At 38.9% G+C, this 13,843-nt stretch carries 14 protein-coding genes and 2 pseudogenes; 3 read left to right on the top strand and 13 right to left on the bottom strand.

Going from position 1 to position 13,843, the window contains the following annotated elements:
* Positions 1-6: 6 nt before the first annotated feature.
* On the top strand, positions 7-465 hold the full coding sequence (locus ATS75_RS19475; protein WP_058562082.1) for a GNAT family N-acetyltransferase: 459 nt from the start codon (positions 7-9) through the stop codon (positions 463-465).
* A 260-nt stretch (positions 466-725) separates the two neighbouring features.
* Here ATS75_RS19475 and ATS75_RS19470 read toward each other — a convergent pair whose 3' ends face one another.
* From ATS75_RS19470 to ATS75_RS19445, 6 genes are all read right to left on the bottom strand, one after another.
* Positions 726-1,304: a DedA family protein gene (locus ATS75_RS19470; RefSeq protein WP_058562081.1), complete on the bottom strand. Its 579-nt coding sequence runs from the start codon at positions 1,302-1,304 to the stop codon at positions 726-728.
* A 223-nt stretch (positions 1,305-1,527) separates the two neighbouring features.
* Positions 1,528-2,145, bottom strand: a complete 618-nt coding sequence (locus ATS75_RS19465) for an NAD(P)H-dependent oxidoreductase (RefSeq protein ID WP_058562080.1) — start codon at positions 2,143-2,145, stop codon at positions 1,528-1,530.
* A gap of 128 nt (positions 2,146-2,273) precedes the next feature.
* A complete protein-coding gene (locus tag ATS75_RS19460) occupies positions 2,274-2,723 on the bottom strand; it encodes a hypothetical protein (RefSeq protein ID WP_058562079.1) in 450 nt (149 codons plus the stop codon).
* A gap of 89 nt (positions 2,724-2,812) precedes the next feature.
* Positions 2,813-3,226: a nucleotide triphosphate diphosphatase NUDT15 gene (locus ATS75_RS19455; RefSeq protein WP_058562078.1), complete on the bottom strand. Its 414-nt coding sequence runs from the start codon at positions 3,224-3,226 to the stop codon at positions 2,813-2,815.
* A gap of 914 nt (positions 3,227-4,140) precedes the next feature.
* The gene (locus tag ATS75_RS19450; RefSeq protein WP_058562077.1) at positions 4,141-4,599 is read right to left on the bottom strand and encodes a nuclear transport factor 2 family protein; all 459 of its coding nucleotides are present in this window, start codon (positions 4,597-4,599) and stop codon (positions 4,141-4,143) included.
* A gap of 81 nt (positions 4,600-4,680) precedes the next feature.
* On the bottom strand, positions 4,681-4,905 hold the full coding sequence (locus ATS75_RS19445) for a hypothetical protein (protein WP_058562076.1): 225 nt from the start codon (positions 4,903-4,905) through the stop codon (positions 4,681-4,683).
* Positions 4,906-4,952: 47 nt separating this feature from the next.
* Here ATS75_RS19445 and ATS75_RS20250 point away from each other — a divergent pair.
* Positions 4,953-6,103: pseudogene (locus tag ATS75_RS20250) on the top strand (IS3 family transposase).
* Positions 6,104-6,307: 204 nt separating this feature from the next.
* Here the strand turns inward: ATS75_RS20250 and ATS75_RS19430 are convergent.
* From ATS75_RS19430 to ATS75_RS19415, 4 genes and pseudogenes are all read right to left on the bottom strand, one after another.
* Positions 6,308-7,855, bottom strand: coding sequence for an amidohydrolase family protein (locus ATS75_RS19430; protein WP_058562074.1), 1,548 nt, complete (start codon positions 7,853-7,855; stop codon positions 6,308-6,310).
* A gap of 297 nt (positions 7,856-8,152) precedes the next feature.
* Positions 8,153-9,156 (bottom strand): annotated as a pseudogene (locus ATS75_RS19425) (alpha-amylase family glycosyl hydrolase).
* A gap of 126 nt (positions 9,157-9,282) precedes the next feature.
* The gene (locus ATS75_RS19420) at positions 9,283-9,690 is read right to left on the bottom strand and encodes a hypothetical protein (RefSeq protein ID WP_058562073.1); all 408 of its coding nucleotides are present in this window, start codon (positions 9,688-9,690) and stop codon (positions 9,283-9,285) included.
* A 123-nt stretch (positions 9,691-9,813) separates the two neighbouring features.
* Positions 9,814-10,287 (bottom strand): hypothetical protein, encoded by a 474-nt coding sequence (locus ATS75_RS19415; RefSeq protein WP_058562072.1) that lies wholly within the window; start codon positions 10,285-10,287, stop codon positions 9,814-9,816.
* A gap of 207 nt (positions 10,288-10,494) precedes the next feature.
* On the opposite strand from ATS75_RS19415, the gene ATS75_RS19410 reads away from it, so the two are divergent.
* Positions 10,495-11,538, top strand: coding sequence for an IS110 family transposase (locus tag ATS75_RS19410; RefSeq protein ID WP_058562071.1), 1,044 nt, complete (start codon positions 10,495-10,497; stop codon positions 11,536-11,538).
* A gap of 554 nt (positions 11,539-12,092) precedes the next feature.
* Here ATS75_RS19410 and ATS75_RS19405 read toward each other — a convergent pair.
* From ATS75_RS19405 to ATS75_RS19395, 3 genes are all read right to left on the bottom strand, one after another.
* Positions 12,093-12,356 (bottom strand): hypothetical protein, encoded by a 264-nt coding sequence (locus ATS75_RS19405; protein WP_058562070.1) that lies wholly within the window; start codon positions 12,354-12,356, stop codon positions 12,093-12,095.
* Positions 12,357-12,468: 112 nt separating this feature from the next.
* Positions 12,469-13,077, bottom strand: a complete 609-nt coding sequence (locus tag ATS75_RS19400; RefSeq protein ID WP_058562069.1) for a hypothetical protein — start codon at positions 13,075-13,077, stop codon at positions 12,469-12,471.
* A gap of 391 nt (positions 13,078-13,468) precedes the next feature.
* On the bottom strand, positions 13,469-13,843 hold a 375-nt coding region (locus ATS75_RS19395; protein WP_235591215.1), incomplete at its 5' end, for a transposase.

Below are 13,843 nucleotides of genomic sequence, written 5' to 3'. Positions count from 1 at the left end.
TAGAACATGGATATCATAATAGATAACCTAAGCGACAATGCCGTTGCTCAACTTTTAAATTCCCATTTACAGCAAATGCATGAGTTTTCCCCCCCGGAAAGTATTCATGCACTAGATCAAGAAAAACTTAACGACCCATCAGTGACCTTTTGGTCTGCGCGAGATAAGGGGGTTTTGGCTGGGTGTGGTGCACTAAAAGAATTATCTCGTCATTGCGGCGAAATAAAATCAATGAAAACAGACAATACTTTTTTACGAAAAGGGGTTGCCTCTACAATACTAGAAGCGCTTCTTGCCGAGGCAACGGCTAGAGGGTACAAATCTGTCAGCCTTGAAACAGGGAGTAATGAAGCATTCAACCCCGCGATAGCATTATACAAAAAATATGGCTTTATTGAGTGCGGCCCATTCGCAGAGTATAAACGCGATCCATACAGTAAATTTTATACAAAGCACCTTGACTGAGTGACTTTATTGGATTGAATATCAAGCAATATAAAGGCGATTTAATCGCCTGATTATATAGAACAAGCACCAACACAAGCAGTAGGGTCAACCAATCTATTACAGGCGGTCAACCTGCAAGCGGCCAATGACACAAAGCAGTTAAACCTAGCAAGTTAAGCAATAATGACCGTTTATACCAGACACCGATATATCAATTAACGAGTGCCTAATCGTAAACTTAAATGACAGCGTTAAACTATTTGATAAGAAAGCCCTGCTCATCTATTTTGCTGATTACCACCAGCTGAACTGTTATTCCAGACCCGATATAACGAGACTAAAAAAACACATAAAAATAAAAGACTAATTGCCGTTAAGTTTTCAACACCAAAGGCATCAAATGTAGCACCAAACGTATAACCGCCTCCCACTAAAATAAGGGTCCACAACGCAGCAGAGCACATATTTAGTGCGCTAAAACGCCGCCAAGAAATACCCGTTAAACCAACAGGCAGCGCACCGATTGTTCTCAGCCCTTTAGGGTAACGATATAAAAACATGTACGCAGTGCCATGGCGGTTAGCAAGCTCACTTGCTCTCTTAAATAACAAGCCCATCTTTGTTGGCTTTTCAAGCCAACGAACACCATACCTTTTAGCAGCAGCAAAACGTAATTCGTCACCTAAATACCCCCCTAAAAAAGAGGATAAGGCAACAAAACTAACGTCAAGTGCACCGGTATGTGCAGCATACCCTGCAAATAAAGGTAACCAGCCACTTTTTAAAGCACAATAGGCGAAAAGTAACACATACACAAAAGTGCCATATTGCTGAAGCAGTGCCAAAAAGCCTTCCATTCATTATCCTTACAGTGAAGTATTTAGAGTGAAAGTGTTCACCCAATGCCTCTAATCAAACGAATAAAATACACAGAACGATCTTAACTATACAGCGATAAATACGGTAACGAATATACCCATTACAAAACTAATTACCCCTCTAAATTAAAGGTTGAAAAACGACCCCCTGCTGTTTATGACACTCACTTATTTTCTGCTAGGCAATTGATAGTACTACCCTTTAAGCAATAACATTTTTAACTAGATGCGCCTTGTAACTTTGGAGTAGCAATTGCCGCTCATCGTCTGTTTTTTGTTGTACGCCATGGGCGATAAAAGCAGGTAATATCTGCCACCCAATAAATCCAAATATATCTTGATATAATCCATCAATTTTACGTTGATAGTACGCCAATTCTTCTTCAGAGCTAGCACCACCCGTTGTAATTGAATACATGATCTTTTTAGGCGCAAGTGTGGCATCTTTGCCATAAGCAAAGCCTGAGGATAAAACACGGTCAATCCACCCTTTCAATATACTGGGAAAAGACCACCACCATAGAGGAAACTGAAAAATTAATAGATCAGATGACGCTAATTTTTGTTGCTCTTGGCTAATGCTCTTTTCAAAAGAATTATGCAAAAGTGCTAACCTTTGCGCTTTTGCTAATTGGAATAAATCGTGGGCTGGAAAGTGAGTCGTATCATTTCTCCCTGCAACAGGGTTGAAGTTTTGTTTATATAAATCTGAAATAGTTAATTTAAAATTTTCCTTTTCCAACACTTCAACTGCGGTTTTATGTAAAGCAAAATTAAATGAGCCCTGCTCTGGGTGTGCAACAACGAGGTGAACTTTCACACTATATCCTTAAAATACCTAACGTAACGATAGAATAGCTTCACCAGCTATAATCAAATTAAAAAAGAATAACTCCCCTGGTTCTAGGCCTATTTAAACAGAAAAATACCGGGAATAAAAAACAACAGTTAATGATCCTGATTGAACGGCTGATTAGGCGCATAAGAGCTTAGATACTCACCAACTCGACCACCAAATAAAGATGGGGAAGAAGTATGTATTTTACGCTTAACGTCTGCGCAAGACGCATTAATTCGCTCACGGCTCTCTAACTGCCACAACGTCACATCGGTATTATTTATTATTGCTTGTAATGGTTGCTTGCCGATAATAAGCGCATTCTCTATTAAAAGCGTGTTACGTTGGTGCCACTTTTTGATCTCTTCTTGAGTAGCACTATCACAATACTTTTTTAACGATAATATGTAACTAAAAACGTGGCGGGCCCTAAATGCAGCATCTTCATATGAACAAACGCCGTCTCGTCTTTGCTTTCCCTCAGGCACGATTTTGCAAGGCTCAACAGCAAAGACTTTAGCAGAAAAAAACAGCAATAGAATTATCAATATCAGTTTCATAAGCACCTAACGAGCCGATATATTAGAGACGGTATTATTTTTTCAGAGGCTTCAAACGTTTAAAATGAGCTAATAACGCCATAGTTTCTTTAGGCAAATTTTCCAATGTCTACAGAGTCTTTCAGTAAGTTAGTCAACGGAAGAAATAAAGGCGTTGGGAGTTCATCTAAATCGAACCACTTCCACTGCTTACATTTTTCAGGCTCTGTTATCTGAGGGTCACCAATAGAACAAGACGTTACAACAAATAAAGTCACATAATGCTTATTCTCTTTTTCAAAAATATCATTAGTAAAACCTAAATGCTTGAATGAGTTCACAACTAACCCTGTTTCTTCAAACGTTTCGCGTTTTGCACATTCTTCGATACTTTCACCCAACTCAAGGTGTCCACCAGGTGTTGCCCAGGTATGCGCGCCATGAGAGCCTATACGCTCTCCAAGTAATATACGCCCATCTCTTAAAATAACGGCAGCCACACCGACCCGCACTTCCTTCTTCACTCAACACCCCTTTATGAATACCACGTTGCCAAACAAGCCTGTAAATTAACTCGTTATAAATTTTTTAATAATGAGCCAACCATAGCCGAGTTCCTATTTTGATTCAATCGCTTACTTTGAAATATAAGAAGATGTGTGATTTTTAATGGCTGTATTAGGAAGTTTTATGAGTATCTCTGCGGAGTATTTTAAAGGATATTGACTTACTTTTTTAATACCGCTTGTTTTACTACTTTTGATATTAACGAAGCAACATCGTTACCATTGAGCATTCACGCTTGTTTGTCAGCGAAATGAATCTAACTTTAAAACGCTTTAGTTCACACTCAGAAATCCAATAACAACACGTCAACCGTGGCACAACGATTTTAAGTCGTATAGTCAGTTGCAAGGTGCAATACCAACAAGAAAAATGCGTGTTTCAAGAGCAAGCGGTAGATTGAGATGTGTTAGCACAAGGGTTAGCGTTCCAAATAGATATAATTTTTTTAGATTAATACGAAAAAAGCGGCAACAAACGTCCGTATTTTACATTGGTAAAAAGCGGCTGAAAGTTAGAAAAACCCAGCCACACCATCGTGCTTACTAACCCGCACATTACGAATGGGGATTTTTTATTGGAAATCTAGTATCCAATGATTATTTTTTACGTTTTGATGCTGCTATCGCAATGATTACAACAATAATAACGGCTACAACACCACCAATGGCTGCGCTACTCATGATTATCTCCTTTAATAAAAAATTTCAAACGTTAAGTCAGTTTACTTTTGTGATTAGGAGTACCCTTATCACACTTTGATAATGCGTACATTGCGCTTTTCTAGCTCACCTCTGCCACTTTTTTGATTCCTTCTCGTTACTATCAACAGTAACAAAAATTAATTTTAAATCAGCAACTTGATGACTTTAAGTTACTTTTTCTTTGCAACAAATGTTTTATTAACAATTCGCCAGCCATTTTCACGCTTATACATGACAAGGTAGTCAATGTAGTGTGTTTTGGGCGTATCAAAATCAAGCTTTACCATGGCCATTTTGTCATCCACGATATCAACAGACAGAATATTTGCTACCCACGTATCTTTCGTTGCTTTAGTGAAGTAGCTAGAAAACGCTTTTAATGGAACCGTTTTAATGGTCTCTTTTGCTGTATCTTTATTAACTGTGATCATTTTCACATCACCGAACTCCATATCAAAGGCGTTAGCAAGAAGCGCCTGATCGCCATTGGCTGCGCCATTAAAATAGTCGTAGGCCGTTTTTACAACGGCTTGGTATTCTTTACCTGTTAATGCATCAGCATAGCTAAGCGCTGGTAGGAAAAAAGTAAAGAGCGTCATTGTTATAGAAAGTAGTTTTATTTTATTCATTGTTTTGCTATTCCTTGATTGAATTAGAAGTGTCACTTTGTTGTACAAACCTGATCAGGTATTTGCCTTGTTTGTATTTTTTTATCTAAAGCCAGCTTTTTTCATCCCAACTTTTGCAGACCAATATACCATTGAGATAATGACAAATAATACAGGTATAACTAACAGTTCAATCGATTGTAGACTTTTGGGAAATAATTTTGCCTGCCCCAGAAAAAACGCTGCTGTTGCCATAAACATCGGAAAAAACATCCGCCATAAATGTCTCACTAATTTTTGCACAGTTGATTGATCTGCTTTAATCAAACAGGACACTTTAATAATGGAATATAATCCTATAATTGAGGTGTTAAATGACAAAACGAACAAACAGAACTTACACAACAGAATTTAAACAAGAAGCTGTGGCATTAGTAACTGAACAAGGTTACAGCGTTCCTAAAGCAGCTAGCTCTTTAGGTATCACAGATAAACTACTTTATAACTGGAAAGCTAAGTATGAGGCCGAACAATTAGGTACTACTTTAAATGCTGATGAACGTGCTGAACTGCTCAAGTTACGCAAGGAAGTTAAAGAGCTAAGGATGGAAGAAGAGATATTAAAAAAGGCCAGCTCCCTCCTGCTAAGGGAAACCAAGTAACGTTTCAAACGATTAAACAGCTATCTTCAGTTTTTCCAATAGTGAAGCTTTGTAAAATAATGGGGTTCAGTCGCAGCGCTTATTATGCTTGGCTAAATCGGCCAGCCAAAATCATTACGGCAGAGCAACTTCACCTGTATCGAAGAGCCAAAACGATTTTTAAGCAAAGTCGAAATAGATGAGGTTATCAAGAGTTACGAAAAAGATTACGCAGAGAGGAATTAAAAGTGAGTGACTATGGTACTCAGAAGCTGATGGCTAAGCTTAATTTAGTGGTTACTCAGCGAGTGGCTTATAAAGTTACAACCAAGCGCAAGCACAGTGATGCTGTTGCGGATAATTTACTGAATCAAAACTTTAACCCTGTTGCGCCTAATCAAGTATGGGCTGGCGATGTGACATACTTTAGAACTGGCGAAGGCTGGATGTATCTAGCCATTGTTATGGACTTATATTCTCGTCGTATTGTTGGTTGGCATATTGATAAACGCATGACGACCGACTTGGTCAGTAAAGCAATGATAAAAGCGTATAACTTACGGCAACCGCCCAAGAGATTAGTATTTCACAGCGACAGAGGCTCACAATATACCAGCAAATATTATCGTTAGCTGTTAGCTAACTATGGCATTAGAGCTAGCATGGGCGATGTCGGTGCGTGTTGGGGTAATGCCGTGGTTGAAAGGTTCTTCGGCAGTTTAAAACATGATTGGTTGCTGAAAGTGCCACAACCTACTCGTGAACATATGAGAAATGATGTGACAGCGTATATGCGCTACTACAACTTAGAACGGCTTCATACATCTAATGGTGATCTATCACCAGTCGAGTATGAGCAAAGTTCCCTTAGAAAAGTGTCCTGATTTAGTTGTGCAGAACAGTCTACACGATTCACTCAACTACAAGCCTTTTTGACTTAACCCGGCCTTGTAACTAACTCTAGTTCTACAAACATCGTCATTGAGCAAGAGCTTTGAGCTTGTCAGCAAACTATTGTGGGTTAACTGTTAATTTAGGTCCTACTATGAGCCACTTAAAGACTAGCGAATTAACCTATATAATTATAACTATTCAATGGTTTGCTTATGAGCATTGTGCCTCGCCTCGGGGTTATTATCCCGAATTAAACCGATAAACATTTTTAATGACATCGCTGCACCAGACAAACCACTTACATTATCTTTCACGTATTCTTTGTATAAACTTAATTCGTCTCGGTGATAAATAGCACCATTAAATAATAACGCGTGAATGTCCTTTGTATGTTCAATATTTTCAAGTGGGTTATTATTAAGCAGCAACATATCTGCAACCTTTCCTTTCTCCACTGTGCCATGCGTTTTTTCTAAACCAAAGTATAGCGCTGGATTTAACGTTGCAGCAACAATAGACTCCCCCGTAGACAATCCAGCAGCAACCAAATGTTTCATTTCTTCATGAAGGCTGAGTCCCGGAACAGAATATGGATCGAAAGTGTCAGTGCCGGTCAGAATCTTTACCCCTTGTTCATGTGCTAATCCGGTTAATTTCAAACCTTGTTGATAGTAACGCTGTAACATTTCCAGATCTTGGCCGCGCATTCCGTCTGTATCATCTTGCCACATATATTCAAGTAAAAATGGAACATAATCTTTTTTTCCATCATTTAAATAAAACTCATCAAACACCGATGCTTCATAAAATTTTGTGCCGTGAGTCGGCGTAAAATAGGTTCCATTTTTTACCATCTCGACAACCAAGTTATCGAATTTTTGTTTAGAAAAACTATCAATCATCTCTGTTTTTGTCGGGCGCTTGCGTGTGAGTCCATCATCCGAGGTATAATATTCTAAGTAATACGCTCTGAGATCATCAGCGCGTGTAGACGAGCTATCGATAAGCAAATGGGCGTGTTCAAAACTCTTTTGACCCGCTTTTGAAGCTAAAACGGGGTCAATGACCAAAGGGTAATGCCCGGCAAAGCTTACACCTTTTAGTCTTGCTGCCTCTGCAAGTTTAAAATAACGATCCGGTAATATCCCCGAATATATTTTCACAAATGAGTCCGGCAAGTCAGAGGTTCGTTCAACAACTGCTTCAACATCTCTTTCATCGTAACTGTCGCCCACAATCTCGCCTGCGAACCCTATTATTTTAGGACCTAATAACTCGCCATTATCAATTGACGCCTTCCACTTTCGTCGGTGCGCATTTATGATCATAACTCCCTGCATATCTCGAAGGTTGGTAACGCCATGAGCCAAGTACATTGGCATAGCCAAAAGAGGAGCCAAATCGAACGCTAAATGAGAATGCATATCCCACAATGACGGCATTAGATACTTGTCTGTGCCGTCTACCGAGACGATATGAGTGTCAATTGGACTATCAACGTTTGCGTTTGCGTCTGTGATAGCGACAATGAATCCATCTTTTATCAATACGTTTTTGTGGGGGACAACTGATTGAGTTGGAGCATCTACCACGCTGACATTTTTAATTAAAATATTAGCTGTCGGCTGCTTTTGTTTCAGAGGTTCAGCAAGAGGCAAATCTAATACGGCACAACTCTTTAACATCATGACGATAAGCAAAAGGCCAAATAACACCGCTAAAATTTTGAGAAATACTTTCATTGTTATCCTAGTTCTATTCAATCATTAAAGTGACAAAATAATGGGTATAATTAGTTATTTTATGCGCTGGATTAGGAAAACAAAAAAAGGACAGGCATATAATTTTATCAAAAATTAAGTGCTGATCTTATCTATCTAAAAATTAATTTTCCCCAGTCATGGGTAACTTTATCATTATTTTTTTCGCACGGCTTGTTGCAAAGTGAAGAATTGAGTCGCTTGGAAGAGATTTTAGTTCATAAAGATAAGCTAAAAATTGAATTTTTTAATTTTTATCAATAATTAAGGTTTAGCTGTTCAACCTGCGCCTTTGTACCATTTTACATCGTTGGTGGCGGCTTGTTGCTTTAACCGTTGTTTACTGCCTGCAAAATTTGAATATTGCTGCCTAAAACGTTGAATTGATTCTAGCCAGTGCGCTTCTTCTATATTCAACGTGAGGAGCACTTTTGGCACAACCTTGTTGATATGCCCTTTTTCTTTGGATCTATGTGGCGACCACTCCAGTCAACTAATTCAATGTAATCGAGTAAGGCAAAAGGGATGGTGTTTTTTATGTGGTTGCCACCAAATGGCTTGAGCTTTGCGGGTTGACTTTTATGCTGAATAGACTCTTTTTGTTTTAGGGGTTTATTTGCTGTGACCGTGTATTTTGTGAAGGCTTTAAAATGCGCTATGCGCTCTTGAATTGAGGTGAAATCACTGCCTTCAAGCGTATCGGCGATGTTTGCTCTGATAGGATTCAAGTCAACGTAGGCCATGCAACTAAGCACTGCGGTTTCATCTAATAATGCCTGTGATTTGTAGCGTCCTTCCCAAAATCGGCCTGTGCAGTTATCTTCTTTATTCGCTTCGCGGGCAATGTATTCGTTGAGGTTTTTCATATACCAGCTGATGTCATAGAGTCGCTCTCGCCATTTTGCAATAATTTCATTGAAAAAGATTAAACTTACCTTATCTAACTGCTCTCCACTTAAGTAGCGATCAACTAAAATATGGCCGTTATAAAGCTGATACCAGCGTTCAATTACTTCATCATCAGACCAATCAAGCGCTTGCCGCCTATTGACATTCACAACAATGTGGTAGTGACTACTCATAATTGCGTAAGCGGCAATATCTCTGGCAAATACGCTACTTAATAACTTTATCCGCTCTACTAACCACTCCCGACGATGATCAAAGTTTTGACCTGTGTATTTATCATCTCCACACAAAAATGCGCGCCTAACACATCGTGAGATCAAGTGATAATAAGATGTGGATGCTAAATCAATCAGCTTTTTTCTTGCACGAGTCATAAAATATCAACTGTAGTTTAACTGTATATAACAACAGTGGTTGATACTATGAATTTTGCAAAAAAAATTGTGCCTGTCCTATTTTACCTTTGCTGTCCACCTCAGGGCGTGTTGTTAGGTATAATTTTAACCACAACTTCTCGTGTAATTTACCGCTAGATATTGAATACCCGTCGCTTTAAATAAACTAGGTGATGAATTAGTTAGTTCAAAACACCACCTTTTTCCATTTTCGGGCTCAATAAATAACCCATGTTGTACAACTAAAATAGTATCTAAATTTTTGATAGGAATATTACTCATGTTTAGCGGTTTAATAAAATTTACAAGATATATTTCACCACCATGCTGCATACAATCCAATTCTTTAGAATCTATAGGGTTTGCATTATTACAGTGATCTAAAACCCAACCAGTATATGATGCCGATTTAGGAATTGCTGATATTTCACCTGAGCTATAATCAACAGAAATTTTATTTGTACAGCTCGATAAAAATAAAAGTGGAATAAGAGTTAATAAAACTCGCAACATTCGTTTATACCTAACGCCTTGCGCAGTGGTGAGTAACGTTGGCGGGATTTTTTTCGGCGAAGTAAATAGCAAAAAGCGCGACAATTTTACGAATCCGACTGACGCAACTTGTTAGGGTTTAATTTAGAATTCAACTGGGTAAAACTTTTTGTTGATCCCTTCTAATCCTAAGTAAATTCCATACTCAGAATTTTCACCCAAGTCTTCTATGGATGTTTTAAATTCTCTATCCACAATGTCAAACTTAGCTTTATATACGTGCTTGGCCTTCATCTCATTTATTACAACTTCAGTAACTCCTACTTTATATGAAGCTATTCCATTATCATAAACACTTAGTCTAACCGTAAACTTATTTGTTCCTGGTTTAACCCTTACCCATATAGGACAACCCACCTCCCAACAACTGGTTTCTACGCCATTTACACTCAATATTTGACCATTTGAATTTCCCACAAATCCATCGGTCGTAAACACAGAGGTATCAGAAAGAGGATAGTTTTTATTTTCATATGTAAGATATGGTTTTGTATGGAAAGTGGACATACAGCCAGACATTAAAATTGCGAAAATAATTAAGATACTACTTTTAATCACTATTTTTCCTTTATTTATGTGGAGTGGATTTGAACCCTAACGCCCCAAGCAGGGGCAACGTTTAAGCTGGCTAAAATAGGAGCGAAGCGACGGGAGCCAGCTTAAAATTGTCCCGTTGACTTGGCTTGATACTCATTGAGCCTCCTCCCCAGCATCGCGATTATTCGCTACGCTGAAAAGGCAACCAACCTTACAGGAGAAAGCTCAATGAACTTTTACAATAACATGCATCCATATTATTGTGGAATCGATTTACACGCACGATTACTTTACGTCTGTATCATTGATAATACAGGACTTATCCTTGTTCACAAGAAAATTAAAGATGACCCAGAAGCACTACTAAAGCTACTTAAACCGTATATCGGTGACATTGTGGTTGGCGTAGAGTGCATGCATTGCTGGTATTGGGTCGCTGACTTTTGTAAAGAACACACTATCGACTTTATTCTCGGTCATGCTTTGTATATGAAAGCGATTCATGGCGGTAAAGCCAAAAACGATAAAATAGATTCATATAAAATTGCCAAACTCATCCGTGGGGGGAACTTCCCACTTGCTTATGTGTATGACAAAGATATGCGTGCTACGCGTGATTTACTCCGCCGCAGAACTAAAATCGTCCGCCACGGCGCTGATTTAAAAGCCCATGTTGCCAATACTGCCAGTCAGTATAATTTACCTGCCCACAACGTTAATTTAAAGAACGTCTGCGATAGAGAGAAGATGCGCTATTACTTCCCTGATCCCGTTGTGCAACGCTCTATTAATTTAAATATGGCCATACTTGATTGCTATCACAAGGAGCTTAAGCCTTTAGAGCATTATATTGAACAAATGGCTAAGCAGCATAATCCTGTGCACCTTAATATCTTGCAAACAATTAATGGTATAGGCCGCATTCTCGCACTCACCATCATTTACGAAATTGGTGACATCAATCGCTTTTCAAGCGTACAAAAATTCGCTTCATACAGTCGATTAGTCAAATGCAAAGCGGAGTCTGCTGGCAAAACCTATGGCACCCAAGGTAATAAAATTGGCAATGCACATCTTAAATGGGCGTTCTCCGAAGCCGCAGTATTACTGCTGCGCCACAATCACAACGCCAACAAATACCTTGAAAAACTACAAAAGCGAATGAGCAAAGCCAAAGCACTGTCAGCGCTTGCACATAAGCTGGGTCGCTGTGTTTATTATATGCTTAAAAAAGAGACTGTATTCGATGAAGCAAAATTCTTAAAGGGTTAGTCACGGTACTGAGTGAGCTGAACATCTAACTGGATATAAGGCTGAGCATCAATCAATTGGGTGAGTTAATAGCCAACAAGGTTTAACCTGATTATATGCCTACAGGCCTGAGCCACTTGCCTTGATTAGACGCTCAGTACGCGTGCATTAATACAATAAACAAAGTCGCTTACACCTGACTTGAGCCTTAAACTAACTGGATCATAATGATGAAACCAGCCGCCTTGAATAGTGCCATGATGAGGTTAACCGATGAATGTCTCGGCTCTGGCATCCTGCTTCGCTCTACCTTCTAAATCCATTTAGTCGTAGTGCCCCAGCAACCCCAAAAGGATATGGGAAAAAATCTGGCTGCGATGAGATCGCAATAAGAGATTACTGCGTAACGCACCCTATATGTGTTTGCCGTAAGCTACTTGCTTAACAGCCGCATCGACAGACGAAGTAAACGAATTTGTTTATTGATTTTGAATTGACCGTCACTGTATAGAAACGGTCAAAAAGAATACTAGTGCCTATTGACAGAGATAAGGCTCATATGTGTTAGCATGAAGTTACTGTAATTTAATAGGTTTATCAACTGCTACTATAGCTGCCACAATAAAAGCAGGAATAAACTGATACAGCCAATCAGCGAAATGCTGTGCAAATAAAAAACTGATGGATGCGCTAGCCAAAGATGTAATTAAAACAACTGAAACGGCTTGGAACTTATATATTTTTCCGACACATTGTGCGCGTATTTCATGCCTTGAAGCAAAACGAATGAGCAAAGCATAAATGATCAAAATAATATAGAGGAAAAAGAATGCTCCCAAACGCTGACTCCTTTCATGCTAACGCCCTCGTTAATGGGCAAATAATTGTTGGCTAAAATAAGCGACGCAGGAGCAAATAGCCAACTGTTATTTGTCCTGATTTAACAGCTTGTTAAGTGCCCGTTTTCCATAAACTGTATTGTTTATTTCTATCAGTTAATTTTGCCATTGCCTCAAGTCTGGACTCAATTTCAGCCAGAGTTGGGATGCCACACAATTTTCTTTGTTCATCAGGACGAGCATTTTTATTGAAATTTTCCAAATAGTAAATTTCATGTGTTCCATCAGCATTCATTTTTCTATTTAATTGAGTTCCCCATACTTGAGATTTACCAATTTTAAGAAGATATCTATCCTCAGCAGCACACGATAACCAGTTAGCGCTTTTATTATTTGGGTCAAGCGAAGCTGATTTTTTTGAAAGCTCCATTGCCATTTTGTAATGCTTTGGTTCTGAACCATGCTGCATTATCATAGCCGCCGCAAAGTATTCTTCAGAGGATAAACTATCCGTGCTATTTAATAAGCTTTCAACCTGCGAAAGTCTAGCTTTATCTCCTGGGAGCATAACCTCAGTTATATATTTTCTAACTTCATCTTTAGGAAGCGACCGCAAGTGAGTACGAACTGTTTGATCTTCTTTATATAAAGCAATCACATCAATAGCATTTACTTGAGATACAAAAAATGCTGTCGCAATAAAAATCCATTTAAAATTCACCAAAACCTCCTAGGGCATTTAACGAGCCTGTAGATTAACTCGTTTTAAATTTATTTTTATTAATGAATCAACCATAGCCGAGTTCCTATTTTGGTTCAATCAGTTATCGCTAGTTTACGAAAAATAGGAAAAGAGAATGTGCGGTTGTTTTAATGGCTGTTTTAGAGGGAATTGCAGGTGCTTGATTGGCTATATTTCGGCTTAAAAAGGCTCCCCTTTTTTAATGCTGCCTGTTTTGCAGCTTTTCTATGTTATGAACAAGGCAGTACAGTTGCCGCAGAATGAAGTAAAAGCATTCACTTTCGTTTTTCCCCGTAAGGTTAATTTATTCATGCCTTTGTTTACTGTAATATTCCGCTGTTTATTTAAAGGGAAGCAGGCTCTATACTGCCTAGTCGTTTGCTATTCCTTCAATAAAAAGCTGCCGTCGCCCCATTGGGCTGTCTATTTTGACCTTCATTTTGTCGATGTAGCTTAGCTTTTTGCGTGATTCATTATTTTTAAACTGTACTTGCCGCCCTGTTTTTATCGGTGGCTTTCGCATGCATTGCTGTTGTAGTGGGCATACTTTGCAATCTTTCAAGTAACCGCAAAATCGGGTGTATTGTTGGTTATGGCTGTTTACATTAACACCACTTCGCCACATGGCATTGCCTGCGGGGCAGCGGCAGGTTTGCGTTGATTCATCATAGTGGAAGTCATCTGAGGTGAATAACCGTGGCTTGCCTTTACTGCGTTTTAGTCGGCGCTTTTCTTGCTCTGTTTC

The organism is Pseudoalteromonas sp. H105 (assembly GCF_001469215.1).
GTDB lineage: Bacteria > Pseudomonadota > Gammaproteobacteria > Enterobacterales > Alteromonadaceae > Pseudoalteromonas.
This window is presented reverse-complemented; position numbering and strand designations above follow the sequence as displayed.